The organism is Endozoicomonas sp. GU-1 (assembly GCF_027366395.1).
In the GTDB taxonomy this organism is placed as follows: domain Bacteria; phylum Pseudomonadota; class Gammaproteobacteria; order Pseudomonadales; family Endozoicomonadaceae; genus Endozoicomonas.
Genome location: NZ_CP114771.1, coordinates 3,555,178 through 3,580,795, shown reverse-complemented (window position 1 = coordinate 3,580,795; position 25,618 = coordinate 3,555,178). Strand labels below are relative to the sequence as shown.

At 48.7% G+C, this 25,618-nt stretch carries 19 protein-coding genes and 3 rRNA genes; 9 read left to right on the top strand and 13 right to left on the bottom strand.

The genetic code is table 11. The annotated features are described in order from the left end of the window. Positions 1 to 29 precede the first annotated feature (29 nt). The 3 genes from O3276_RS14950 to O3276_RS14940 form a co-directional block, all read right to left on the bottom strand. A complete protein-coding gene (locus O3276_RS14950) occupies positions 30 to 1,487 on the bottom strand; it encodes a hypothetical protein (protein ID WP_269672060.1) in 1,458 nt (485 codons plus the stop codon). Positions 1,488 to 1,755: 268 nt separating this feature from the next. Continuing rightward, complete coding sequence (locus tag O3276_RS14945; protein WP_269672059.1) at positions 1,756 to 2,181, bottom strand: Mpo1 family 2-hydroxy fatty acid dioxygenase; 426 nt, start codon at positions 2,179 to 2,181, stop codon at positions 1,756 to 1,758. A 164-nt stretch (positions 2,182 to 2,345) separates the two neighbouring features. After that, complete coding sequence (locus tag O3276_RS14940) at positions 2,346 to 3,905, bottom strand: SulP family inorganic anion transporter (RefSeq protein ID WP_269672058.1); 1,560 nt, start codon at positions 3,903 to 3,905, stop codon at positions 2,346 to 2,348. A 905-nt stretch (positions 3,906 to 4,810) separates the two neighbouring features. Here O3276_RS14940 and O3276_RS14935 point away from each other — a divergent pair. The 3 genes from O3276_RS14935 (at position 4,811) to rrf (ending at position 10,068) form a co-directional block, all read left to right on the top strand. Continuing rightward, a 16S ribosomal RNA gene (locus O3276_RS14935) occupies positions 4,811 to 6,352 on the top strand. Between the two features lie 305 nt (positions 6,353 to 6,657). Beyond that, a 23S ribosomal RNA gene (locus O3276_RS14930) occupies positions 6,658 to 9,784 on the top strand. Between the two features lie 168 nt (positions 9,785 to 9,952). After that, positions 9,953 to 10,068: ribosomal RNA gene (gene rrf / locus O3276_RS14925) — 5S ribosomal RNA — on the top strand. Together the 16S, 23S and 5S rRNA genes form the textbook arrangement of a ribosomal RNA operon. Positions 10,069 to 10,172: 104 nt before the next feature. Here the strand turns inward: rrf and O3276_RS14920 are convergent. Continuing rightward, entirely contained in the window at positions 10,173 to 10,772 is a 600-nt protein-coding gene (locus tag O3276_RS14920) for a hypothetical protein (RefSeq protein ID WP_269672057.1), read from the bottom strand. A 154-nt stretch (positions 10,773 to 10,926) separates the two neighbouring features. Here O3276_RS14920 and O3276_RS14915 point away from each other — a divergent pair, with 154 nt between their 5' ends. Continuing rightward, positions 10,927 to 11,505, top strand: a complete 579-nt coding sequence (locus O3276_RS14915; protein WP_332328117.1) for a chorismate mutase — start codon at positions 10,927 to 10,929, stop codon at positions 11,503 to 11,505. Here O3276_RS14915 and O3276_RS14910 read toward each other — a convergent pair. Further along, positions 11,502 to 11,903, bottom strand: coding sequence for a PPC domain-containing DNA-binding protein (locus O3276_RS14910; RefSeq protein ID WP_269672055.1), 402 nt, complete (start codon positions 11,901 to 11,903; stop codon positions 11,502 to 11,504). The two genes, O3276_RS14915 and O3276_RS14910, sit on opposite strands and share 4 nt — an antisense overlap. Before the next feature lie 95 nt (positions 11,904 to 11,998). Then, positions 11,999 to 12,658, bottom strand: coding sequence for a 7-cyano-7-deazaguanine/7-aminomethyl-7-deazaguanine transporter (locus tag O3276_RS14905; protein WP_269672054.1), 660 nt, complete (start codon positions 12,656 to 12,658; stop codon positions 11,999 to 12,001). Positions 12,659 to 12,930: 272 nt separating this feature from the next. Here O3276_RS14905 and O3276_RS14900 point away from each other — a divergent pair, with 272 nt between their 5' ends. Beyond that, entirely contained in the window at positions 12,931 to 15,318 is a 2,388-nt protein-coding gene (locus O3276_RS14900) for a penicillin acylase family protein (protein ID WP_269672053.1), read from the top strand. A 159-nt stretch (positions 15,319 to 15,477) separates the two neighbouring features. Here O3276_RS14900 and ispG read toward each other — a convergent pair whose 3' ends face one another. The 3 genes from ispG to O3276_RS14885 form a co-directional block, all read right to left on the bottom strand. After that, entirely contained in the window at positions 15,478 to 16,713 is a 1,236-nt protein-coding gene (gene ispG, locus O3276_RS14895) for a flavodoxin-dependent (E)-4-hydroxy-3-methylbut-2-enyl-diphosphate synthase (protein WP_101748237.1), read from the bottom strand. A gap of 89 nt (positions 16,714 to 16,802) precedes the next feature. Beyond that, entirely contained in the window at positions 16,803 to 18,827 is a 2,025-nt protein-coding gene (locus tag O3276_RS14890; protein ID WP_269672052.1) for a transglycosylase SLT domain-containing protein, read from the bottom strand. Between the two features lie 510 nt (positions 18,828 to 19,337). Then, the gene (locus tag O3276_RS14885; RefSeq protein WP_269672051.1) at positions 19,338 to 20,543 is read right to left on the bottom strand and encodes a hypothetical protein; all 1,206 of its coding nucleotides are present in this window, start codon (positions 20,541 to 20,543) and stop codon (positions 19,338 to 19,340) included. A 216-nt stretch (positions 20,544 to 20,759) separates the two neighbouring features. On the opposite strand from O3276_RS14885, the gene O3276_RS14880 reads away from it, so the two are divergent. Continuing rightward, entirely contained in the window at positions 20,760 to 21,074 is a 315-nt protein-coding gene (locus O3276_RS14880; protein WP_269672050.1) for a Rieske (2Fe-2S) protein, read from the top strand. Between the two features lie 184 nt (positions 21,075 to 21,258). Here the strand turns inward: O3276_RS14880 and O3276_RS14875 are convergent, their stop codons facing one another. Then, positions 21,259 to 21,540: a hypothetical protein gene (locus tag O3276_RS14875; RefSeq protein WP_269672049.1), complete on the bottom strand. Its 282-nt coding sequence runs from the start codon at positions 21,538 to 21,540 to the stop codon at positions 21,259 to 21,261. 152 nt (positions 21,541 to 21,692) lie between these two features. Between O3276_RS14875 and O3276_RS14870 the strand changes: the two genes are divergently transcribed. Beyond that, a complete protein-coding gene (locus O3276_RS14870) occupies positions 21,693 to 22,301 on the top strand; it encodes a KpsF/GutQ family sugar-phosphate isomerase (RefSeq protein ID WP_269672048.1) in 609 nt (202 codons plus the stop codon). 6 nt (positions 22,302 to 22,307) lie between these two features. Beyond that, the gene (locus tag O3276_RS14865) at positions 22,308 to 22,505 is read left to right on the top strand and encodes an Lrp/AsnC family transcriptional regulator (RefSeq protein WP_269672047.1); all 198 of its coding nucleotides are present in this window, start codon (positions 22,308 to 22,310) and stop codon (positions 22,503 to 22,505) included. Between the two features lie 41 nt (positions 22,506 to 22,546). On the opposite strand, the gene O3276_RS14860 is transcribed toward O3276_RS14865, so the two are convergent. Further along, positions 22,547 to 22,939 carry a hypothetical protein gene (locus O3276_RS14860; protein ID WP_269672046.1) on the bottom strand — a complete coding sequence of 131 codons (393 nt, stop codon included), beginning with the start codon at positions 22,937 to 22,939 and terminating at the stop codon, positions 22,547 to 22,549. Between the two features lie 404 nt (positions 22,940 to 23,343). Between O3276_RS14860 and O3276_RS14855 the strand changes: the two genes are divergently transcribed. Next, complete coding sequence (locus O3276_RS14855; RefSeq protein ID WP_269672045.1) at positions 23,344 to 23,565, top strand: hypothetical protein; 222 nt, start codon at positions 23,344 to 23,346, stop codon at positions 23,563 to 23,565. A 20-nt stretch (positions 23,566 to 23,585) separates the two neighbouring features. Here O3276_RS14855 and O3276_RS14850 read toward each other — a convergent pair whose 3' ends face one another. Next, complete coding sequence (locus O3276_RS14850; protein ID WP_269672042.1) at positions 23,586 to 24,551, bottom strand: hypothetical protein; 966 nt, start codon at positions 24,549 to 24,551, stop codon at positions 23,586 to 23,588. A gap of 165 nt (positions 24,552 to 24,716) precedes the next feature. After that, positions 24,717 to 25,010 carry a hypothetical protein gene (locus O3276_RS14845; RefSeq protein WP_269672041.1) on the bottom strand — a complete coding sequence of 98 codons (294 nt, stop codon included), beginning with the start codon at positions 25,008 to 25,010 and terminating at the stop codon, positions 24,717 to 24,719. Between the last annotated feature and the right edge of the window lie 608 nt (positions 25,011 to 25,618).

Here is a 25,618-nt window from a genome sequence, read left to right as displayed (position 1 = left end):
TTACGCACCACCACCTCTTTCTAATGAATTCACAAGGGTCCACAGAAAAATGAATCATACCACCACCGCAAGGGGGGGGGCTCCTGAACAGAAGGCCGCCATTGGTCGTCAGCATTTAATTCCCAGATATCCAGATCATCTTCAGTGGTGATAATCAGACAGCGACCATCGGGGCTGAAATCAGGTTGAATATCGTAATAACGACTTGGACAATCGCAGGTTTTGATAATTCTCTGTTTTTCACGCCACTGCCCTTCCGGGTCCGGGGCAAAAATGACGACAAAGAAATAATCTCGTCGAATAGAAGCGTTGTAGCAATCATCGCCGGCATCTTCAAACCATGTGGCAAAATGGCGGTTATCCGGGCTGAATAGCACTTGGAGATCAAAATCATACTCGCTCACTTTATCGCCACTGGGTGTGAGTTTCAGGTCATCATCAGGATCTTTAACAATAATGTCACCCGTTTGTGACCAGGATTCATCGTCTGCCTTGCTCATCACTGTAATGAATGATCCACTATAAAGCACAAGATGTTTGCAGTCGGCACTGAACAGTAAATCATGATTAAGACCTGTATGAATGTTGCCTCTATTGACCCACCGGCCATCGGTACCCCGACCGAGAATAGCACCAGATTGTCCCGCTTTAATACAGACCAGTGACCTGGCATCAGGTGACAGGTACATGGAGGTCGTAAACGCTGACTGACATTGAGGAAAAACGTCACCCGTTGTCAGTTGCTGTTGCTCAACCCACGCACCATTCCGGCATTCATAAACAGACAGTAAGTGCTCTTCACCACTTTTGTAGCAAAACAATCCCATACTCCCAAAGCTTGCCGGAACGGATTGAGTGACAAATAAAATATGGTCGGCATTCTGATGACTAAAACTGGTAATGTGATCGTGTTTGATTTCAGCTTTCCTGACCCAGTGACCGTGCTCCAGAGCCAGAATATCACTGTAATTGTCCGCCTTCCTCTCGGTGAGGATGGGAATATGATCATGCAGATGATGGGTAAAGCGTTTAACATTTAAGCTGCCACGGGGTATAAGGGTCAGTGCTGCCCCATCAAGAATCTGCTGGCGCAAATGGCGGGCATAAAATGAGTAAAACGCCGGGCCCAGTTGCGCCGGAAAGCGTCGAACAGAAAATATAGACAACGATCTGAGGTGCTCAAGGAGTTGCTGACTGGACTGAATGATTGCCCGGCACGAAGATTGCCTTTGCCTGGTCAGGGAGAGGAAGTACTGGACCTCTGCCAGGCCGCATGACCGCAGACGATCAGCCGTTGTCGGCGATGCTTGTGCAAAATTATTGATTTCGTTAATTGATAAATAGCTGGCGATTTTGGTGAACACTTCCTGGGATACGCGAACCCACCGGTGATCAAAGCGAGCCATATCACGGGCTACTTCAGGCTTGATTTCATTGCCCAATGTATTGATATCGGTACTGGTCTTTAACCTCATTGCAGGTGACATAATGTTAAACCCCCAAGGAGACTCAGGCAGTCAAGTATAGTCCTGCTGCAAGGATGGTCAGGCACAATCTGCGAGGCAGAATTAACAGGGCAAATATCGTACTTTTCCGCGACCAACTCTTTACATCTGTAAAAGCGACCGATAAAACAGGTGTAGACTACCTTCGATCAGATCTTGTCCAGCCAGGGTGGCTGGCAAGATGCTGAAGAGGCCATTGCCATGGTAAGGAGGGATGAGCGACAGTGGTCACCCCTTTAAAAGAAGGGATTCAATAATTGATATTGAGCTTTCTAAACAGGAAGCCCAGGCACCACAATGGCCCAATCAACAGAAACTGCAGATCCTCAAAAAATGACGGCTTTTTCCCTTCAACCTTGTGACCAGCAAACTGAAAGATCCAGGCGACGATAAAAATCGCAATACTGGCCTGTAAGACATAAGCTCCAAGCGCTTGAGAGATGGCTGCTGATGCGGCAAAGACAACAATCATGGCCAGCGACAGTTTGAAGGAGAGCTTGAAATAGAACAGTAGGGTAACGGCCATCATCGCCCAGGTGGCAACGGGGCTGAATGCCCATAGTATACCGATAATGCTGAAAAGGATGGCTGGCACACAGATCCAGTGGATCAATTTATTGGTGGGATTCTGGTGGCTTTCGCCATATTCCGTGAACCACTGCTCGACGGTTTTCATAGCTAAGACGCCTCTTTATATTCTTATTATTGACACGAGGAGGTAATTTATCACCTGCTGCCACGGTTCTCAATTGGTGTCTGGTCAGCTATCCACGGGCATAAAGTTGCATCCATTAAAAAGCCCGGAGTTCAGTCCGGGCTTTGAGTTATGCGGGATGATAATCAGGCATTGGTAGCAACAAAGTACTTGGGATCTTCGATGACGTTCACTTCCACCAGGTTACCCGCCTTTTTCAGCAGCTTTCTGCAGTCATTGCTGAGGTGGAGCAGGTGTAGCGTCCTGCCACTGTTCATATAGCGCTCGGCCAGCGTATCAATGGCTTCAAGCCCGGAATGGTCACAGACCCTGGAGTCCCGGAAGTCGATAATCACATCTCTGTTGTCGTCTTTTGGCGAAAACTGCGTCAGAAAGTGTGTGGTGGAACCAAAGAAGAGTGGGCCATGCACCTTATAAATCGTTGAGCCATCCTGGTCTTCCAGTTTTGTGATTTTGATCTGTTTGGCATGCTCCCAGGCAAAAATCAGGGCAGAAACAATAACGCCGACAATAACCGCCACAGCCAGGTCCGTCAGAACGGTCACTACCGAAACCAGTACCAGCACAAAGGCGTCCCCTTTGGGCACTTTGTTCATGATTCGGAAGCTACTCCACTCAAAGGTTCCGATAACAACGATGAACATAACACCAACCAGGGCAGCCACCGGAATCATTTCGATTAATGAAGAAGCAAAGAGGATAAAGGTCAGCAAGAATAACGCCGCAGAAATACCAGACAAACGGCCCCGGCCACCAGAGTTCACATTGATCATACTCTGGCCAATCATCGCACAGCCACCCATGCCGCCAAAGAAACCGGTAACCACATTGGCCACACCCTGACCCACACACTCCCGGTTACTGCTGCCGTGTGTTTCGGTGATTTCATCAACCATTCTCAGGGTCAGCAGTGACTCAATGATACCGATAGCGGCCAGAATCAGAGAGTAGGGTAAGATGATCGTCAGGGTTTCAAAAGTAAACGGCACTGCAGGAATGCTGAATGCCGGAAGCCCGCCCGCAATACCGGCAACATCACCAACGGTTCTGGTATCCAGATTCAAACCGAGGGCGAGAGCGGTGACCACAATGATGGCGGCCAGAGAAGAAGGAATGGCCGTGGTCAGCCTGGGCAGAAAATGGATGATGGTCATGGTTAAGGCAACCAGCCCGAGCATCAAATAGAGCTCACTGCCTTTCATCCAGGCAACATCAATAACACTGTTTTCCAGGAAAGAGCCGGTTAACCAACCGGCTTCACCCTGAACACCAAACTGACTCAGCTGCGCCAGGAAGATCACGATGGCCAGACCGTTTACAAAGCCAAGCATCACCGGATGGGGGACCATTCTGATGAACTTGCCGAGTTTGAATAGGCCGGCGAGCACTTGAATAATACCCATCAGAACCACCGCCGCGAACAGGTACTGTACCCCGTGACTGGCAACCAGGCTGACCATCACCACGGCCAGGGCACCCGTTGCTCCGGATATCATCCCCGGGCGGCCACCAATGGCAGCGGTAATCAGACCAACAAGAAAGGCGGCATATAAGCCGACTAGAGGTTCGACCCCGGCAACGAAGGCAAAGGCGACAGCTTCTGGAACAAGAGCAAGTGCTACCGTTAAACCGGAAAGAAGATCATTCTTTAAGGTGGCAACGTTTCTGGCGTGGGGTTCGAACAAGTGGTGTCTCCAGCAATATATATGAGTCTTGAAAGGTGTTAGCGGCATATAGGTGCCGGTATTGATTGTTTACTATTGGAGAATAGTAGAGCTGTCATCTGTCTGGCTGCCCGGCGGGTTATTGTGAAAAGAACCGGGAGCAAACGAGACACATAGAGTGTTGGCAAGCTGGCTGGGAGCATGGCTGCTACATTGGAACGATTGAGTATCCTGAAGCCGCTTGCCGCTTTTAAATCAGGCGCAAACTATTGTCTGTTTTGTGAAGAGCATTCTAAAGAAGAGGGGTTGTAAAGGCAATGTGATGGCTCTTCCCTATGTAGAGGCTATCAGCCACCGCTGCTTCGGAGTGTGGCTTAATTATAGGTATTGTCCTCAGGTTGTCACATAAAACATCTGCCGTATAATGCGCCCCACTTCCACGGACTGACCCAAACGGTTATCCACGGATCAGCAGAGTGAATCATCATCGCTGACCGGGAAGTGCGGTTTGAAAATGGGTTGTTTGGAAGTAAATGAAAAATAACCGGTTGACAAATCAAACTGGTGCGGTAATATGCGCCTCCGCTGACAGGGCTTGAGAGCAACGTTAGCGAGTTGGAAAGCTTCTTTCTTCTTCTGAAAAACGAATGCTTGACAACGAAAGCCGCCACGGTAAGATAGGCTGCCTTGCTGATCGGCACTGACTGCTGAATCAGCGATTAAATCACCACGATTTAATCAGTTCTTTAACAAGATATCAGACAATTCGTGTGGGCGCTTGTGCGATTGCATCGGTTAATCAGCTTCGGCTGAAAACACTTTAAGATGCTTAATTGATCAAGCGAACATACCTGTAAATTCATGTACGTTTAATTGTGACATTGAGCCGTTGTTTTGTTCTTCGGAATAAAATGACAAAACGATTTAAACTGAAGAGTTTGATCATGGCTCAGATTGAACGCTGGCGGCAGGCCTAACACATGCAAGTCGAGCGGTAGCAGGAAGTGCTTGCACTTCGCTGACGAGCGGCGGACGGGTGCGTAACACGTAGGAATCTGCCTGGTAGTGGGGGATAGCCCGGAGAAATCCGGATTAATACCGCATACGCCCTACGGGGGAAAGGAGGGGATCTTCGGACCTTTCGCTATCAGATGAGCCTGCGTCGGATTAGCTTGTTGGTGGGGTAAAGGCCTACCAAGGCGACGATCCGTAGCTGGTCTGAGAGGATGATCAGCCACACTGGGACTGAGACACGGCCCAGACTCCTACGGGAGGCAGCAGTGGGGAATATTGCACAATGGGCGAAAGCCTGATGCAGCCATGCCGCGTGTGTGAAGAAGGCCCTAGGGTTGTAAAGCACTTTCAGTGGGGAGGAAAGGTTGAAGGTTAATACCCTTCAGCTGTGACGTTACCCACAGAAGAAGCACCGGCTAACTCCGTGCCAGCAGCCGCGGTAATACGGAGGGTGCGAGCGTTAATCGGAATTACTGGGCGTAAAGCGTGCGTAGGCGGCCACCTAAGTTGGATGTGAAAGCCCCGGGCTCAACCTGGGAACTGCATCCAAAACTGGGTGGCTAGAGTACGGGAGAGGAGTGTGGAATTTCCTGTGTAGCGGTGAAATGCGTAGATATAGGAAGGAACACCAGTGGCGAAGGCGACACTCTGGCCTGATACTGACGCTGAGGTACGAAAGCGTGGGGAGCAAACAGGATTAGATACCCTGGTAGTCCACGCCGTAAACGATGTCTACTAGTTGTCGGTTGTCTTGTACGACGGGTAACGCAGCTAACGCGATAAGTAGACCGCCTGGGGAGTACGGCCGCAAGGTTAAAACTCAAATGAATTGACGGGGGCCCGCACAAGCGGTGGAGCATGTGGTTTAATTCGAAGCAACGCGAAGAACCTTACCTGGCCTTGACATCCTGCGAACTTTCTAGAGATAGATTGGTGCCTTCGGGAACGCAGAGACAGGTGCTGCATGGCTGTCGTCAGCTCGTGTCGTGAGATGTTGGGTTAAGTCCCGCAACGAGCGCAACCCTTGTCCTCAGTTACCAGCACGTTATGGTGGGCACTCTGGGGAGACTGCCGGTGACAAACCGGAGGAAGGTGGGGGACGACGTCAAGTCATCATGGCCCTTACGGCCAGGGCTACACACGTGCTACAATGGTGCATACAGACGGTTGCCAAGCCGCGAGGTGGAGCTAATCTGAGAAAGTGCATCGTAGTCCGGATTGGAGTCTGCAACTCGACTCCATGAAGTCGGAATCGCTAGTAATCGTGAATCAGAATGTCACGGTGAATACGTTCCCGGGCCTTGTACACACCGCCCGTCACACCATGGGAGTGGGTTGCTCCAGAAGTAGCTAGCTTAACCTTCGGGAGAGCGGTTACCACGGAGTGATTCATGACTGGGGTGAAGTCGTAACAAGGTAGCCCTAGGGGAACCTGGGGCTGGATCACCTCCTTAAACGAAAACCGACGTCCATAAGCGTTCACACGAATTGTTTGATGATAAAACTGCATGCGCAGTTTTATTAGTCATTGTTCTTTAAAAATGTGGAATCCAAATTTAAGCTGAATTGATTTAAATAATTTAACTTCGGTTAAATCGTTTAAAGAAAATTCTTGCTGAGACACTCTCAAGTTAATTACCGAAAGGTAATAGCTAATGTGTATGGCGATGAATTTCGAAAGAAATTCATTTGATCGTTAAAGGTAGTTGTATTGACTGACCTCTAATGATTTACGAAAGTAAATCGTTTCGGGTTATATGGTCAAGTGACTAAGCGTACACGGTGGATGCCTTGGCAGTCAGAGGCGATGAAGGACGTGGTAATCTGCGATAAGTCTTGGGGAGCTGATAAACAAGCTGTGATCCAGGAATTTCCGAATGGGGAAACCCAACGGCATAAGCCGTTATTCCTTACCTGAATACATAGGGTCTGGAAGGCGAACCCGGGGAACTGAAACATCTAAGTACCCGGAGGAAAAGAAATCAATTGAGATTCCCCCAGTAGCGGCGAGCGAACGGGGACCAGCCCTTAAGCAATTTATGAGTTAGTGGAACACTCTGGAAAGTGTGGCCATAGTGGGTGATAGCCCCGTACACGAAAGCTCATTTATTGTGAAATCGAGTAGGACGGGACACGTGAAATCCTGTCTGAACATGGGGGGACCATCCTCCAAGGCTAAATACTCCTGACTGACCGATAGTGAACCAGTACCGTGAGGGAAAGGCGAAAAGAACCCCGTTGAGGGGAGTGAAATAGAACCTGAATCCGTGTACGTACAAGCAGTGGGAGCCTACTTACTCTTTTTTAAGGGCAGAGGGGTGACTGCGTACCTTTTGTATAATGGGTCAGCGACTTACTTTCAGTGGCAAGGTTAACCGTATAGGGGAGCCGTAGGGAAACCGAGTCTTAATAGGGCGTGTTCTTAGGAACAACAGTCGCTGGGAGTAGACCCGAAACCGGGCGATCTATCCATGGGCAGGTTGAAGGTTGAGTAACATCAACTGGAGGACCGAACCGACTATCGTTGAAAAGCTAGCGGATGACCTGTGGATAGGAGTGAAAGGCTAATCAAGCCCGGAGATAGCTGGTTCTCCTCGAAAGCTATTTAGGTAGCGCCTCGTGTCTCACCATCGGGGGTAGAGCACTGTTTGGGCTAGGGGGTCATCCCGACTTACCAACCCCATGCAAACTCCGAATACCGATGAGTGCAATCACGGGAGACACACGGCGGGTGCTAACGTCCGTCGTGGAAAGGGAAACAACCCAGACCGTCAGCTAAGGTCCCAAAGTTCTAGTTAAGTGGGAAACGATGTGAGAAGGCCCAGACAGCCAGGAGGTTGGCTTAGAAGCAGCCACCCTTTAAAGAAAGCGTAATAGCTCACTGGTCGAGTCGGCTCGCGCGGAAGATTTAACGGGGCTCAAACTAGACACCGAAGCTACGGATCTAGAGACTAGTTTCTAGAAACAAGTGACAAGAAAAAGAAGTACAGAGTTAATACTCAGCTTCTGTCTTTTAACTTGATACTTGTATCTAGAAACTAGTCTCTAGGTGGTAGAGGAGCGTTCTGTAAGCCGTTGAAGGTGCATCGGGAGGTGTGCTGGAGGTATCAGAAGTGCGAATGCTGACATGAGTAACGACAAGGGGAGTGAGAAGCTCCCCCGCCGGAAGACCAAGGGTTCCTGCGCAACGCTAATCGGCGCAGGGTGAGTCGGCCCCTAAGGTGAGGTCGAAAGACGTAATCGATGGGAAACAGGTCAATATTCCTGTACCCCTTTTGACTGCGATGGAGTGACGGAGAAGGCTAGGTCAGCGCAGCGTTGGTTGTCTGCGTTTAAGATCGTAGGCCGGGGATCCAGGCAAATCCGGATCCTCAAGGCCGAGAATTGATGACGAGGTTCTACGGAACTGAAGTGATTGATGCCATGCTTCCAGGAAAAACTTCTAAGCTTCAGGTCATAAGGGACCGTACCCCAAACCGACACAGGTGGTCAGGTAGAGAATACCAAGGCGCTTGAGAGAACTCGGGTGAAGGAACTAGGCAAAATGGCACCGTAACTTCGGGAGAAGGTGCGCCAGCTTTGGTGATCGGACTTGCTCCGTAAGCTGAGGCTGGTCGAAGATACCAGGTGGCTGCGACTGTTTATTAAAAACACAGCACTGTGCAAACACGAAAGTGGACGTATACGGTGTGACGCCTGCCCGGTGCCGGAAGGTTAATTGATGGGGTTATCTCACCTCCAGATTGCTTTTGCTGCAAGGCAAATGATGGAGCGAGCGAAGGAGTTTACAAAAGAGTAAATGACTGAGCGAGCGGAATCATTTAACGCAGTCAGCAAGAGCAATGTGGTGGTGAGAGAAGCTCTTGATCGAAGCCCCGGTAAACGGCGGCCGTAACTATAACGGTCCTAAGGTAGCGAAATTCCTTGTCGGGTAAGTTCCGACCTGCACGAATGGCGTAACGATGGCCACGCTGTCTCCACCCGAGACTCAGTGAAATTGAAATCGCTGTTAAGATGCAGCGTATCCGCGGCTAGACGGAAAGACCCCGTGAACCTTTACTACAGCTTCACAGTGGATCTTGATGTTGCTTGTGTAGGATAGGTGGGAGGCTTTGAAGCGGTGACGCCAGTCATCGTGGAGCCATCCTTGAAATACCACCCTGGCAATATTGAGGTTCTAACCCAGGTCCCGGAACGGGATCGGGGACATTGTGTGGTGGGTAGTTTGACTGGGGCGGTCTCCTCCCAAAGAGTAACGGAGGAGCACGAAGGTGTGCTAAGTACGGTCGGACATCGTACGGTTAGTGTAAAGGCACAAGCACGCTTGACTGCGAGAGGTACATCTCGAGCAGGTACGAAAGTAGGTCTTAGTGATCCGGTGGTTCTGCATGGAAGGGCCATCGCTCAACGGATAAAAGGTACTCCGGGGATAACAGGCTGATACCGCCCAAGAGTTCACATCGACGGCGGTGTTTGGCACCTCGATGTCGGCTCATCACATCCTGGGGCTGAAGCCGGTCCCAAGGGTATGGCTGTTCGCCATTTAAAGTGGTACGCGAGCTGGGTTTAGAACGTCGTGAGACAGTTCGGTCCCTATCTGCCGTGGACGTTGGAAGTTTGAGAAGAGCTGCTCCTAGTACGAGAGGACCGGAGTGGACGGACCACTGGTGTTCGGGTTGTGTCGCCAGACGCATTGCCCGGTAGCTATGTTCGGACGGGATAACCGCTGAAAGCATCTAAGCGGGAAGCCCCCTTCAAGATGAGACTTCCCTGACTCCCAGAGAGTCCTGAAGAGCCGTTAAAGACTATGACGTTGATAGGTTGGGTGTGTAAGTGCTGTGAGGCATTGAGCTAACCAATACTAATGACTCGTGCGGCTTGACCATATAACGCCAAAGCGATTTAAAAGACAGTGGGCAGTCGACAGTAACCAGTCGGCAGTCAACCGCCATACGCAAAGAGTGTACAGCAAGAAAGCTTAATGAAGGATTCCAGAGTGAGTAGAAGTCAACTGGCGACTGCCAACTGCAAACTGCCCACTCAAAAAAGTTTAGCCTGGCGACCATAGAAGGTTAGAACCACCTGATCCCATCCCGAACTCAGCAGTGAAATGACCGATCGCCGATGGTAGTGTGGGGTCTCCCCATGTGAGAGTAGGTCATCGCCAGGCACCATTTTTTACCTTGAGTACGCTCAAGGCTGAAAACCCCGATAGGGCAATCTATCGGGGTTTTTGCTTTGTGGAGAAAGATTGTTACGGTTGGATCAACAGCTTCACGTGCCTGAACAAGGCTGCCGAAGTTGCCACCGGTATGGTTCCAGCCTGTCCAGCATTCGATCGACGGCTTCAAGTGCTCTGATAAGGCGACTGAAGTATCCACCGGTATTACCATCTGCCCAGCATTCTTTGCCCTCATCCTGGCAGGATGGAATGTAGTTCTGGCACATGGCGCTGGGCGTTGTATGAAAAGGGGTGATATCCGTATCTAAATACCCCTCTGGATGAAAAATGCGTCCTTTGTATATTCCCTTCATAGCCACAAAACCTTGGAGGTGTTTATCTCCTGTTACAAGGTCAGGTGGAATATCGTCATGTAAATAACAGGCAATAAAACCATTGACGTCATCTTCGTATACCTGGATGACTGGCATCCTGCCACTACCAATTCGTCTTGTTTTGCCCGTTTTCCATGGTTGAACCGTCTCAGCAAAGCTGAAAAAACTAATGCAGAGTAGTGTTGTAATGAATACTTGCAGGTGCGTTTTTATTGGCATGGGTGCGATCCTCAGTAGGTTCTTCAGAGAGTTTGATGCGAGGACAGTACCTTTTGTTCCCTGCAATGGTGATAACAGATCGGTCAGTGGCGCTAACATAATCATAGCCCCGCTATTCTCCTCAGAAGCAGAAATTTTTATCCTCAATTTCTCGCAATCCTCGCTACGGGCGCTTAAGTCCGACAGGCTCCCAGCAGATATTTATAGGTATTGGGTAAAATATGAGCTGGGTGTCACTGGCTGAATCAATGGAATGAAACTGGTTCAAAGCTCTGAGGATTGTTGGGGAAGTATGAAGCTTTTCGTAACCGGGTTGCTCTGTTTGACGCTCTCCACCTTGGCGGTTGCAGATACAATGTCGAATGGAATCTTTCAGTTAATCAACCAGCGGTTGAACTATATGCAGGATGTCGCCTTATTCAAAGCCAGGAACCACCGCGCGGTCGAAGATCTGACCAGAGAACAGCAGGTGCTTGAGAAGGCATTGGTCAATGCACAGCAGGCAGGTTTACAACCGGACTCTATTGCTGATTTCTTCCAGGCACAGATGGATGCTGCCAAGGCGATTCAATATCGCTATATGGCTGACTGGTTATCTACACATCCTGAACATAGTGAATATCGGGATTTAGCTTCTGAGGTCAGGCCAAAGATTTCGGCGCTTGGTGATGAAATTGTGGTGAGAATCAGCGAATACCTGAAAGATGGAGGGGCTTTTGACAATAAACAGCAGAAAGACTTTGTCAGAACAGTGAATACCAGGCATCTATCGGAAAACGATAAGAAAAAAATGTTTGAAAGCCTTCAGATGATACGTCTAATTAAAAACTAGTGCTTATCAATAACAAGTTCCGTGTAGCCTGTGGATGGATCAAAAGCCCTTGAGAAGCTCAGCTGTGGATAACTGTGAATAATCACCTCAGCAGTACTATCAACGATATTTCCTTCTAGCAGGTGCCCTCCAAAAACATGCCCTTTAGCATCAGCCACAGCCATGTGGATATGCTGATGATCTGGTGTCAACGTTCCCATGACAGAGACGATTTCAAAAGGGCCCTCAGTAACTAACGTCGTTTCTGCGCCAGCAAGACGAAGGTTTATTCTGGACAGACTGCCAACACAGGAGACCAGTGAACCTGCGGAAATCCGGTGCTTGTTAACCAGTTCCTGCACGGCTGTTTTCAGGTCAGTGCCCTGAGTAAGGCGACTGGCTATTACGGAAATACTCATTGCTTTATTATATCCCCCGATCTCCCAATCAGCTTATCTTTCTCAGGATTTATGTAAAGCCCCGTTAAACGGGGCTTTGCTTTATACGCAGGCTTTTATGCAGTCTGTTGAGAGTTCATTTGCATGGGTACATTCAACCTGTTCACCAGGAAGTTCAGCAACACGCCATACATAGGCAGGAAGAACAGCATGCTGATGGCCAGCTTGTAGCCGTAGTCCACCAGGGCAATTTCCATCCAGTGTGCCGCCATGAAAGAGTCTGATGAACCGGCAAAGGCCAGACTGAAGAAGCTGAGGGTATCAATCAGGTTGCCAGCAATGGTTGAACAGGCCGGAGCTACCCACCACATGGCATTTTGGCGCAAACGGTTGAAAACGGTGATATCCAGAATCTGGCCAACCAGGTATGCCGCAAAGCTGGCAACGGCAATTCTGGCGACAAAGGCGTTAAAGCTGGCCAGGCTTGCCAATCCCTGAAAGGTTCCATCCACGAACAGGACTGACACCAGGTAGGAGATCAGCAGGGCCGGGAACATGGCGGTAAATATGATCTTCCGGGCCTGCTCAGATCCGTAGATTCTTACGGTCAGGTCTGTGGCCAGGAAAATAAACGGAAAGGTGAATGCTCCCCAGGTGGTGTGCATTCCAAAGAATTGAAACGGTATTTGTACCAGATAGTTACTGGCAGTGATGGTCACGATATGAAATATCGATAATAAAAGCAGAATGTTCAGGCCGCGATTGCTGATTTGCATAGCAAGTCCTTTTTAGTTGAGGTGAGGGAACTCAGGCGAAGTACCAAATATTAGTACGTTAGCACCATTAAAAATGAGCGGTATTCTATCGGGATTTATAACGTTGGACCAAGTGATAATTTTTGCAGGCGTATGATGCTGTTTTGATCAGGGCTGATGATGTATCTGGTGACCAGCGTCTCTTAGTTATGGGTTTTAGGATTCCATGGGCAGCCAAGTAAAACTGTGCTATTTTTCCAGCCTCATATAATAACAATAATGGAGTAGTATCGATGCTGACCTGGTTAAGGAGAGGCTTTTTTCTCCTTGTATCAATATCTCTGCTGATCATTCTTACGGCGTTTGTTCTTCTTCGCCAAAGTCTCCCCATGCTGGAGGGGGAAGTAAAGGCTCCCCTTCTGAATGCTGCGGTTACGATTGAGCGGGATGCTCAGGGTGTTCCCCTGATATCCGGCAGTGATCGTATGGATGTTGCCTTTGCTACCGGTTATCTCCATGCCCAGGAACGATTTTTTCAGATGGATTTGAATCGGCGTAACTCTGCGGGTGAACTGTCTGAACTGGTGGGTGAACTGGCGCTGGATCACGATAAACGTCAGAGAAAACATCGTTTCCGCAAGGTTGCTCAGCAGGCGGTTGAGATTATGAGCGCTGAACATCAGGCTCTTTTGAATGCCTATACCGATGGTGTCAATCATGGCCTGAAAGATCTTGGGCAGAAGCCTTTTGAATATCTGTTGCTGGGTGTGGAGCCTGAGCCCTGGCAAAACGAAGACTCTTTTCTGTCGATCTTCAGCATGTACATGGATCTCAATGATGATGAAGTAAAACTGGATAACCTGAAAGGCTTTCTCAGTCGTGTAACTGTACCTGCTGTTATCGATTTTCTTTCGCCGCTGAAAACCCGCTGGGACTCACCAATGCAGCCCGGTGAGTTGCCGGATATGCCAACCCCGGGGGCAGAGCTGGTTGACCTGCGCAGCAAAGAGACAGAGCTATATGCCAATCTGGGTGGAACGACGCTGGAAGACAGTCTTATTGGCAGTAACAACTGGGCGGTATCCGGAGAGTTAACGGACCATGGTGGAGCCATCATTCAGGATGATATGCACTTGAGCCATCGGGTACCCACCATCTGGTATCGGGCTTCCTTGAGTTATCCACACCCGGACCAGCCAGAGGACAGGGTCAGTATTACCGGAGTCACATTACCGGGCACACCGTTTATTGTGGTTGGCAGCAATACCCATATCGCCTGGGGCTTTACCAATACCGCTGGTGACTGGGTTGATCTGGTGGAGCTGGATATTGATGATGGCCAGTACATGACCAATGATGGGCCGAAATCCCTTGAACGTTGGACTGAAACCATCCATATCAAAGACCAGGAGCCGGTTGTCGTTGACTATTCAGGCACCCATTGGGGGCCGGTGGTTGATTCGGCCTACGACGATACGCAATATGCCCTGCGCTGGACTGCCCATCGTCCGGAGGCGACCAATGTTAACCTGGTAAGCCTGGAAGTTGCCCGCAATGCAGAACAGGGAATGGCCATTGCCAACCGCAGCGGAATTCCACCCCAGAACTTTACGGTGGGTGACCGTGAAGGCAATATTGGCTGGACGGTTGCCGGACAGATTCCAGACCGTTCAGGTATCGATTCCACTTACCCACTGTCCTGGCAGCAGGCTGATGATAACTGGGATGGCTGGCTGCCGGATGTGCATTATCCCCGCGTATATAACCCTGCGGATCAACGAGTCTGGACTGCCAATGCCCGTATCGTAAGCGGAGCAGACTACGACAAGATGGGCAACGGGGGTTATGCCCTCGGACCCCGGCAGATACAGATTCGTGATGCGCTGATGGCACTTGAGCGTGCTGATGAACAAGCGTTGCTGGAGATTGCCCTGGATCATCGTGCTCTCTATATGGATAACTGGCGGCGGCTGGTGCTGGATACACTCACGGATGACGTGATGGCGGGGAACCTTTCCCGCCAGACGTTTTATCGCTATGTGAACAACTGGTCTGGCAAGGCTGCTACTGATGACGTTGGTTACCGTTTGGTCCGTGAGTATAAAGATGCACTTAAACTGAAGATCATGTCATCACTGGGGCGCTACTTTCTGTCCCTCTCTGCAGAAGCCAAAGAGAATGTAGAAGATGGCTTTATGCAGAAGTTAAACCATGAAAGCGAGATGATATGGCGTCTTCTGGAAGAACGTCCGCTGCATTGGCTGAGTCCTCAGTACGAAAATTGGGATGAGTTGCTGATCGAAACCGTGGATCAGGTGGTGAGTGATCTGGGAGGCGCAGATCAGCTGAGCAATGCCACCTGGGGACAGAGGAATACCGCTGATATCCGCCACCCTTTGAGTGGTGCCATTCCTGTCTTTGGCAGACTGCTGGAGATGCCCGCCGTACCTCTCTCTGGCGATGTCTGGATGCCCAGGGCCCAGCGTGCCGATCAGGGGGTATCTGAACGGTTGGTGGTGTCTCCCGGGCGTGAAGATGAAGCAATATTTCACATGCCGGGTGGTCAGAGTGGTCACCCGCTCTCTCCTTTCTTTAGCGCAGGTTATATGGACTGGGTGGAAGGGAAGGCCAGTCCGTTCTTACCGGGTGATGCAAAATATACCCTGACCCTGACGCCTTAAATCCCCTAAAGCTTGTCCTGAGACGGTCTTTCCGATGAAGTGAAAGGCCAATCAGGGCAAAGCTGGCGAATTAGATGGATGTCAATTTTGCTGAGGGAAAAATGAAGAGAGGGCAGCACCGCCACAGTGTGGCGGTGCTGATGTATCAGATTTTTAACATCAGTTGCTGGCAATCACCTGCTCCCGGGGAGCATAGGTTTTCTGAACATACTCTTCGATCAGTTTCTTATAGTCTTCAGCGATGTTCTCACCTTTCAGTGTGGTGAATTTCTCACCATCAACAAATACCGGGGCAGAAGGTGCCTCACCGGTACCGGGCAGACTGATACCGATGTTGGCATGCTTGCTTTCCCCCGGACCATTAACCACACAGCCCATCACGGCAACTTTCATATTCTCCACACCGACATACTGGTGACGCCAGTTCACCATTTTACTGCGCAGGAAACCGTCCACTTCATCGGTCAGAACCCGGAAGAAGGTGCTGGTGGTACGACCACAGCCAGGACAGGCGGTCACTTCCGGAGCAAAACTGCGAACATCCAGGGCCTGAAGGATCTGCTGAGAGACAATCACCTCTTTATCGCGGGAGGCTCCGGGCTCTGGCGTCAGGGAGGTGCGGATAGTGTTGCCAATACCATGCTGCAGAAGAATACCCATGGCGACACTGGATGCCACAATGCCCTTGCTGCCCATTCCGGCTTCGGTCAACCCAAGGTGCAGGGCGTATTCACAGCGATCAGCCAGCATCTGGTAGACGCTGATCAGATCCTGTACCCGGGAGACTTTACAGGAGATAACGATTTTGTTGGCACCGAGACCACGCTTAACCGCAGCATCGGCACTGGTCAGGGAAGACAGGACCAATGCTTCATGGAGGATTTCCTGGGAAGACTTCGGGTTGGCGGATCGGGCATTTTCATCCATCAGCTGGGTAGAAAGCTCTTTGTCGAGGCTGCCCCAGTTAACGCCGATACGCACCGGTTTATCGTATTTGATGGCAACATCAATCATGGCATTAAAGCGGTCATCCTTCTTATCGCCAAAGCCGACATTACCAGGGTTAATTCTGTACTTGTGCAGCAGCCTGGCGGTTTCATCGTACTTGGTCAGCAGGAGGTGACCGTTGTAATGGAAGTCCCCGACAATGGGTACATTGCAGTTGTGTTTGGCCAGCCCTTCGTAGATTGCCGGAATAGCGGCCGCTGCTTCCTCTGAATTCACCGTTACGCGAACGATTTCAGAGCCTGCATCCGCCAGCAGGCGAATCTGGTCAATGGTTTTCTGGACATCCGCAGTATCGGTGTCCGTCATTGACTGAACCACAATGGGAGCATCACCGCCAATGGTGACGTGTCCAACCTGAACAGCATGGGTTTTATGACGCCTGTCCATAAACGTTGTTCTCCAAATAATAAAAATTAGAACTAATCAGTGTATCAGAACCTGAAGACTTTTCCTGAGCGGAAAACCGAAGCACCCTGTCATGGTTGCCCTTGCTCTCTCTGGGCAATAATCCTGGACTCCTGCAGGTTAAGACTGAGGGAGGCCATCTCCTGAGATGAGAGCATACGTGCAGGCTGGTCTTCCAGCAGACTGTAAATCACGCGATAAGCCATGACATTCTGGACGTACTTACGAGTTTCATCGTAGGGAATGGTCTCAATCCAGATATCCAGTGGCAGATGCCCTCTCTGTTTCAGCCAGCGTTTCACCGGAGTACTCCCGGCATTGTAAGCCGCTGTTGCCAGAATTCGGCTGTCTTCAAACCGTTTGGACAACCAGGCAAGGTGAGTAGTTCCAAGGGCGATGTTAATTTCTGGTTTAAACAGTTCTGACTTCTTTCTATAGGGTATTCCGGCCTGTTTAGCCGCCTGTTTCGCGGTTGTCGGCATCAACTGCATTAACCCCATGGCACCAGCGCTGGAGCGCGCCATGGGATGGAACGCACTTTCCTGACGGGCAATGGCCAGAACCCAGGGATAATCCAGTTTACGTTTTTCTGCCTGCGCACTGAAAATATCAGCGTCCGGTGTCGGGAAGCGGAGGCTAAGGTCGTCCCAGAGCGTTGCCCGGGCAGCCGCCATAATCGCCTGATGGTGCCATTCCCATTGATGGGCGAGATAGGGAATTAACTGTTGCTGGGTTTTATCCAGACTCGGGGTTATCCGGTTCAGCTCCATTTGGGCGTTATAAAAGCGCTTATGGTGCAGCCATTCACGAATACGTTTAAAGCCCGGATAATATTGCTTGAGTCTGTGCAGATCCTGTTGGTGAATGGCTTTTTGCTGGTGGTTCAGTTGAAAGGGTTGTCCTTTAAGATCTGCCACCAGAAAAGCGTAAAAGTTCCGTTCCTGGCCCAGTGCGCTCAGTGTCGGTGTTTGCAACAGCGTGGGTTTGCTCGGCAGAGGCATCCCGACCAGCTGATAGCTTGCCTCCTGAAACTTGAGCAGGGCGACTTCGTTCCAATAGCGCCAGCGGCTGCTGTTTCTGATAGTCGCTGGCAGATGTTCTAACAGAATCAGGACTCTTTCCCAGTCCTGATCAGCCAGCGCCAGTCTGATTCGCCACTCGGTGACCTTTTGATAATGAAAATTGGGGTCAATGCTGGCAATAATTTCTTCGGCGTTGTCCACAAAGTTCTTGGCCGCTTTCATGGCGATCCGCTGGTCGACAGCGGATCGCTGCTTCGGGGAAAAAGGGTAGCGGTTGCGCATTGCCAGCCAGGTGCTGACGGCAAGGTCCAGATCTTTGGTAATCAGTTTCTTGATGCCATGAAGCATAATGATCCGCTGATGTTCCAGGTCACCATTAAAGCGGGCGGTATGAAGCAGTTCAGGATGTTTGTTGACTTCCCAGAACAGCTCTGTCGAGACCTTGAAAGACGTATCTTTAATGGACTTATTCAGGTAGCGGGCAAGGGACAGGTTGTTTTGCTCAGCAGCCATCCAGAAGCGGGCAATAATCAGGCTTTGAGTGAGTTCGCCAGAGGCTTTCCAGCCGTCGAATAACGGATCGCAGGCCTTGTGTTGTGACTGGCCTTTCAGCCAGAGACTTTTTGCCTCCAGCCAGGCCTGTTCGTTCTGTCCCAGTGCGTGCAGGGCTACGCCTTTCAGGCACTGATAGCGGCCGCCATCATCCTGCTGATAGGCAGCAAGATAGGATTGCCAGCGCTGGTTACTGGCCAGATGCCGCAGCCATTTGTAATGGAGCTGGCTGGTTTGCGGTAAATCGGGGTATTGGCTGGCAAACTGGTCAATATCGCTCTGGTTGATGCGATCAAGATCGTTGGTGAGGCTGAGGTACTCAAGGTAGGGAGCCAGAGGGTAATCACTGAGTTCTGATCGATAACTCTCGTAAAGTTTATGGTCCCCTGTCTTCAGTGCTTTTTCAACGTGCTTGAACAGCATCTGCTGCCGTTCTGACTCGTTAGCCAGACTGTATGTGGGGAGCAGAAGTGATGTGGCCAGTGAAAAAAAGAGTAAGCAATGAGATAACTTGTTCAACATAACAAAAGCTTCAATCTCTATGATCCCTGTTAGTGACTGCGTAAAACGTCCTGTTTTACTTTTGGTGTGATAAAAGCGCTGGCCGTGAGTCGCTCACCCTGCGAAAGCATTGACGGAAGTTTGGTGAACGTCTCATGGCAACTCTTTATACATTGTTATATTTTGTCAGCTTATAACAGTCAATCGGCAGATTGATAACAGGGTGTAGCGCCGGGACTTGTAAAACATGGCTGTTTTCTGGCCTGCCAAAGGAGCTGGTAAAAAATAGACTCCTGATAATTTCGTTCAGCTTACTCGAACGCGGTTTCCCCGGCTATGAATAAACTACTTTGAGGTAAAACAGCTTCACTGTGAAGCTGGGGATTACCTTGATAACACCAAGTGCTCAAGCACAGACAGCATTTCCACTGCCTGATGGCATCATTTGCTCCCGATGCAGAGCATCTATCGGTATATTCCAGCTTCTTTGAGTGGTTCGTAACATTAGAGGGTATGTAAAGCAATAATTATTTAAAGATATTTTGTGCTATCTCTCAAACCCTGAAACTCTTGTTGGCCTTCTTTAATAACTTCAACAAGTTCATCCACTGAATGACCATCAAAGAAATTGGCATCATGAATTATTGCAGGCGACATTCCTTCGGCCATCAGTAGTCCATTGACTAACAGGCACCCTATAGCCCTTGCATTGCCATCTTGATATGGATGAGTTACCTGAATATTTCGACACACTTCAGCTATGGTGGTTATAATTTTGTGCTGGGTTACTTCTTCAGAGTTATAGAGAGTTTTGATAACAGAAATTTGTTTATTGTATTTATCACAATATGTTTTAATATTTTCTCTGTTTAAAGGTATTTCGTGATAAACTCGACCTATTATTATTTCTTTTCCACTTTGGTTAACAAGTTGAACAGGATTAATCTCTCCAAAGATTTTGTTATGATTTTCATCAATCAAAGGCTTAAAATTAAGAATTTCAATCCCTTTCATGTTTCTTGTTAACTCTGATATTTCCTTGAAACCTTTTTTACTACAGTTTGAATCCCCAGTGTCGTTGAAAACAAGATTTACTGCGCATTCAACATTGTCATAATTGGGCAGTGGCTGTCCATTTCTACCAGAAACACCCTGAACACACAGATCATGGATCTTTGTGACTCTTTCTGAATCTAAAACACCATCCGAAAGAATACTTTTCATTTCCAGAAAACCGGATAACATGGCTTTGGTGTAACCAGATTCATTTTCATATGCAAAAAAAACAGGTTCAGACTGCCAATCTTTTCTATCAATAAATAATCTATAAAGCTCTCTAACAGGAAAACCTGAAGTTAATTCATTTGAATCAAATTGAGATTGCAGGGCTGCTGCTACCTCATTAACTGCTTGAAAGTAGCCAGGCTTAAGTCCGCCAGGATCATTTAATATTCTTTCAGCTGCTCTTGCATCCAAATTGATTTTGGGGGGAACTATGATATCTTTCCTTGAAGGCATCTTATTGTTGAAGGGGTTGTGATCATTCGCAGCATTGTGAGCGGTTGGTGGTATTGATACTGATTTTGAAAAAATGGAACTTTTCGTCATTTCCCTAAGTTCAGTTATCTTATTTGAGGCTGGATCGTTTGCTGTATAACTTAAATCAGTTGGATTTATCATGATTCCTTTCCTTTCCATTTTTTGGTAGGATTTTTTTAGCGGGTTTTTCAAAGCCATATAAGAACGGCAGGTGATGTTTTTCGATTTTCTTTTAATATTTGAGTACAATTTCGGGGAAAAGTTCCATCTACGAAAATTTCCTGCTGGCTAAGGATGTCGATGGTTTGTATCGGTTTTTCTGGTGAGGGATGGTATTATCTTTAGCGATTTTCACGTCAGTCAGTCTGTAAGTGACTCGCCATAGGATTAGCTGTTTGGTTTTATGGGAAAGTAATGATTCGTTTGTGTTCTATTGATGAGCTTCAGGATCCCGGTAGCAAAGGTTTCCTTAATGAGCGTGGACATATCTTTGCCGTACGCAAAGGTGATCAGGTATACGTCTACGAAAATAGTTGCCCGCATTTTGGTATTAACCTTGAGTGGCAGCCGGATCAGTTTCTGGATTCAGAGAAGCGGCTGATTCAGTGCGCTACCCACGGTGCCCAGTTTCTGATTGAGACGGGGGAGTGTATTGCCGGGCCTTGTCCGGGGGATATGCTGACTGCCCTGGAGTGTGAGGTTATTGAGGGTGTTGTCTACCTGAAATAATACCGCTTCTAAAAACCTGCTAAAACCTACTCATAGTTATCTAAACCTGAGTATTTTTTGCAAGACGCCAGCCGAGCAGTACTACTGACGGCAGCCATATTGAACCGAAGTTCATGTGCTTGCCGCCATTGGAAGCCAAGGGTCTATAGGGTTTCAGAAGCTATAGGGTTTTTTCAGAAGATAGTTACGTGAAATCACGCATGGGATCACCCCAGGGTAGCTGGAGAGCGTAAAAAAGAATACTAGCGTTCGTTGCCAGTGTGATCACGGATCTGGCAGAAACATCTCTGCCTTCCCAGATACATTGCAACAGACTTAAACTGGTTCCTGCGATACCAGAAAAAGCGATAACATCACGTTCTCGCCAGATAGTCCGGCTACCAGGAGAGTGAACTCTACAATTGAGATCGATGACAGCTGCCAAACCAAGCCCCGCCAAACCTGTTGCCATATTGCCAATATTCATGGTGACTCCAATTTCTGTTAAAAGTACCTGTATGGACACTTGAATATAGTGAAAGGTTCATTGACCCAAATGTTTTGCATTAATGCTCCTGATCAATTATCTGTCACCCTCTCTATGTCAAACTGTTGGAAAATGATTAGAAGAGATGGACCATGAATTTAGACCACAACCTGCTGGTTTCAGATGTCATGCGTAACAGTGTTGCCGGACAGATCGAAGCACTCAAGTCTCTGGAAACCAGAATCAATGGTAGCTTCACGGCTGCCCTGGAGCTGTTGGCCGAGTGCCGTGGACGCACCATTCTGTTTGGTATGAAGCAGTCTGGCCTGGTGGGACAGAAAATCGCTGCAACGCTTAATGCCACAGGCTTGTCTACGCACATACTGAATGCCGCTGAAACCTGGGAAGACAATCTGAGTATGATTGGCCCCGGTGACGTTATTATCATGTTGTCGTACAGTGGCAGGACTGGGGAGCTGCTACGGCTTTATCCGGCAATTCGGCAAATGGGTAACAAAGTGATTGCCATTACCGGTGATCCGGCGGGGCCGGTTGCTGAGCAGGCGGATATCGTGCTGGATGCCAGTGTGGTGGAGAGCCGTGAAGACCGGGAGCCAGCCCCCACGACCTATACTACGGTTCTGCTGGCTATTGGTGACCTGTTGGCTGAAACCCTGATTCGTCGACGTCTGTTCAGTTCCCCCGAAGCGCAGCAAAGTGACCAGAATGTGGTGGGCCTGCTAACCAGTGACAGCATTTAAAACATTATGGATAAAATTGACTGCAATATATTACGGGAGTTGCAGGAGGATACGACTCTCTCGTTGGCTGAGCTGGCTGAAAAAGATATTCAGTCATTTGATTGCTTCTATAAGGCGCTGGTCAACACCGTGGAGGGATTGACCGATGTAACCTCCAGTTTTGCCATGGAACAGATGAAGTTCACCACTACGCTTCCTCTGTGAAGGGAGCAGTATGGCTCCCACCATTACAATCTTCGCAGAGATCAGAATCGGCAGGCGTTCACAGAGACGAGTTTACCAATCTCTAATACGGCATCGTCATAATGCAGGTTTGAATCATAAATCATGTTATCCAGTTGAACACGGTAATAACCGTTGCTCTGCTTAAAGAGACGGCAATGTGGCTGCTTCAAATCACTGGCTACATTGACTCTCAGGTTGTAATAGCCCCGACCGAAAAGCTCAACGAAGCTAATGAATCTGTTGTCTCCGGGCTTGAGCTGGATGGTATAGGTGGAATGGGCCACGGAATCCTCATAGCTGGGCGGTAAATCATTTTGGTAAGCAGGTGCCGCAAGTTCAAAAGCCCCGGCTGACAGTAAAGTCGTACAAAGTATCAGAGAAGATAGCCTGAACAGTAATTGGATGAGTTTCATGGAATCAGTCCTTGTAAATTATTCAAATAGTAAGAATTAAAGGGTTTTCTCTAACATCAGACTGATAAATTGGAAAATAGTTCCTTATTGAGACACAAATGCTCATGACCGACATTTCGGTCACCCCACACAATGAAAATTAGGCTCTGCCACAATCATCATGGTGCAGAGCCTGACAGTGGTCGTTATCTTTGCAGTGGCTTGTAGACCCTGAACACAAATTGACCCGGGCTGGATCGTTCGCACCCTCGCTTATCTCATGGTTCTGAACTGGCACCATCAAGGTTACATTTCTGAAACATTGAATGCACGGCAAACAGTCCTGTTCTCCAGGTGAGATCATGGCGATCCGATCCAGTCCGTCAGGCTCTGCCGTTCCTCCGTGAACGTTTGGAGCATAGACGATGCAAACCATTGTGAAAAATTGCGCAGGCATTGATGTCCATAAAATGATGGTCATGGTTGCCATACGCAAAGAAATGCCAGACGGCAATATTCAAACATTAACCCGTGAATTCGGCACCTTCCGGAAAGACCGGGAGCTGATGTGCCAGTTCCTGAAACAACATCAGATTGACCTGGTGGTCATGGAAAGTACCGGTGTCTACTGGAAAAGCATTGGGTGAAAGTCTCATACTGACAAGTACTATGGATCTACTTTATTAGGAAATGGGATGACATTGCCGTTATGACCGCTGATCTTGGCTCGATAGGTGACCGACAGAAGCCGCCAGCCCTTATCAAACCAGTCGCTCTGGATTAAAGACCTGATCGTTAGAATCCCTTGGCCTCCCGGATTTCTCCACCGCATTCCCGAACATTTCATGCGCTGAGTAACCAGTGTTTTGCATGCTGCTTCAATCACTCCGGAGCCGATGGGAAGACTTTTTGACAAATGCTCTACGTACTTCATCCGTGGGCTATTTTTTCTGAAGTATTCCAGTTCGGTCTTAAGCTTGGATCGGCGCGGGTGTTTTTTGTGTTGGTAAGCCAGGGCCTTGATGACTTTATCAATTCCGCCAGTTTCTTCTTTCAGAATATGCCGGTACGTTTTGAACTTCTCTTTAGCCTTTGGACTATTTTCACCGTACGACAGATCAAAGGCTTTCTTCAGGTGCTCTGCCGCATGGTAAAAGTCGATAATTTCATGACCTTCAGGTAAATCGCTGGAGAGATATGTCCAGTTGTCTTTGGCTCCATCTGCGACTTTCACCAATGTCAGACCCGGCTTTTGTTCAAGGACCTTATTCAGGTGATTCTTGACGGACTGTTTCAATGTCTCCTTTTTGCTCTCGGGCATTCGCCCCATCCTTATGGTGGATAGACGATTACCCAGATCATCATAAAACGACAGCGTCCCACAACTGGCTTCCTGACAACCCGCAGGGCCTCTGGTACGCTTGCCTTCAGCTGCTCCCTTGTCCCGTTTTTCCTGACGCTTTCCGTCCTTCATAGGCAGCATTACACCATCAAGAGAGGCCGCTACCGTCACAGCATTGGCTGGAACCTGAAAGTTGTCTGCCAGAATATACTCAAAAGGTTCAAGATACTGTTCCCACCGTTCACTGAGTTTTGCAGGAAGACGAGCCAAAGTACTGGCCGACGGTTTCATATTTCCCTGCAACTCAAGAAGGCTTGCAACTTCGGTTGGTGGCAACTGAGCCACCATCCATGCCGCTTGCTTTGCTGCCCTGGGTAACCAGAACCCTTCAACAATCCCTGCCTGGAGTTCCAGGGGGACTATACATTTGCTTCCTGAGCCGGATCGATACAGGGTTCACTTTACCCGGACAGGGCCAGCAGCAGATTGGTATGTTTGATGATTTTGAGCCACCCTGCGATAAACAGTGCCCTTGACCTCAATAGAAGGTTCATTGACGTCCAGTTTTTGGAGGTCTTCAGAGAGAATCTCCTGCTCTGCAAGAGCCATGAGGTTATGCAGTTCATTTTCGTAATCCTCCCAGTGGAGCTCATGGCATGACTGGCGAAGAAGAGATAACCGATGTTGCAGCATCTCGATTGCAGGGCAGTGATTACTAGCGGGAATGGTCAGTGGGTGACATACTTCCATGGAGGGCGGCCTCTCGCAGATGATTCTTTTGTCGCATGAAAATCATAGCTGCGTTTGGTCGCCTTTCCTGTTCGGGTATTTTGGCTCCGGGACGTAAAACCTATGCTCCAGAGTCTGGAGTTGTGCTCAGTATGAGACTTTCACCCAAACTTTTTGGCCTGGATGGTCATGCAGGGCATTGGTTACAGGAAAAGGAAAATTCATGGTGTAAAAGGATAGGCCAGAGACGTGTATTTCGCTTTATGTCAGCACTTTCTGAGAACTTACCATTGAATGGCTGAATCAAAACTATGAACTACTCTCATTTTTGCAAGGTCGTTTGAAAAATGATGACTCAACCCCTTTACACGTACTTTTGGTAACTCCCCCAAAAACAATACGTTCTTTGGGCAGTGGGTTTCCAAAAGCACAAAAGTATATTATGACGCAGCTATGTCAACTAATTGCAAATGGTCTTCCACTAGTTGAGTTACTTAACTTAAAGACAACGATGGCTGCACACCTCTGCACAAACTCTTTTCCTGTAAATCTTCCTGTGAAGTAATCTGTAATCTGTTAATTCAGAGACTTGGTCCTGAAACATTTTTTACGCTGATGCATATCAAAGA

Coding starts and splice junctions, on each gene's coding strand:
- O3276_RS14950 (WP_269672060.1), bottom strand. CDS start 1,487: ATGTCACCTGCAATGAGGTTAAAGACCAGTACCGATATCAATACATTG.
- O3276_RS14945 (WP_269672059.1), bottom strand. CDS start 2,181: ATGAAAACCGTCGAGCAGTGGTTCACGGAATATGGCGAAAGCCACCAG.
- O3276_RS14920 (WP_269672057.1), bottom strand. CDS start 10,772: ATGTTAGCGCCACTGACCGATCTGTTATCACCATTGCAGGGAACAAAA.
- O3276_RS14915 (WP_332328117.1), top strand. CDS start 10,927: ATGAAACTGGTTCAAAGCTCTGAGGATTGTTGGGGAAGTATGAAGCTT.
- O3276_RS14910 (WP_269672055.1), bottom strand. CDS start 11,903: ATGAGTATTTCCGTAATAGCCAGTCGCCTTACTCAGGGCACTGACCTG.
- O3276_RS14905 (WP_269672054.1), bottom strand. CDS start 12,658: ATGCAAATCAGCAATCGCGGCCTGAACATTCTGCTTTTATTATCGATA.
- O3276_RS14900 (WP_269672053.1), top strand. CDS start 12,931: ATGCTGACCTGGTTAAGGAGAGGCTTTTTTCTCCTTGTATCAATATCT.
- ispG (WP_101748237.1), bottom strand. CDS start 16,713: ATGGACAGGCGTCATAAAACCCATGCTGTTCAGGTTGGACACGTCACC.
- O3276_RS14890 (WP_269672052.1), bottom strand. CDS start 18,827: ATGTTGAACAAGTTATCTCATTGCTTACTCTTTTTTTCACTGGCCACA.
- O3276_RS14885 (WP_269672051.1), bottom strand. CDS start 20,543: ATGGCTTTGAAAAACCCGCTAAAAAAATCCTACCAAAAAATGGAAAGG.
- O3276_RS14880 (WP_269672050.1), top strand. CDS start 20,760: ATGATTCGTTTGTGTTCTATTGATGAGCTTCAGGATCCCGGTAGCAAA.
- O3276_RS14875 (WP_269672049.1), bottom strand. CDS start 21,540: ATGAATATTGGCAATATGGCAACAGGTTTGGCGGGGCTTGGTTTGGCA.
- O3276_RS14870 (WP_269672048.1), top strand. CDS start 21,693: ATGAATTTAGACCACAACCTGCTGGTTTCAGATGTCATGCGTAACAGT.
- O3276_RS14865 (WP_269672047.1), top strand. CDS start 22,308: ATGGATAAAATTGACTGCAATATATTACGGGAGTTGCAGGAGGATACG.
- O3276_RS14860 (WP_269672046.1), bottom strand. CDS start 22,939: ATGAAACTCATCCAATTACTGTTCAGGCTATCTTCTCTGATACTTTGT.
- O3276_RS14855 (WP_269672045.1), top strand. CDS start 23,344: ATGCAAACCATTGTGAAAAATTGCGCAGGCATTGATGTCCATAAAATG.
- O3276_RS14850 (WP_269672042.1), bottom strand. CDS start 24,551: ATGAAACCGTCGGCCAGTACTTTGGCTCGTCTTCCTGCAAAACTCAGT.
- O3276_RS14845 (WP_269672041.1), bottom strand. CDS start 25,010: ATGGAAGTATGTCACCCACTGACCATTCCCGCTAGTAATCACTGCCCT.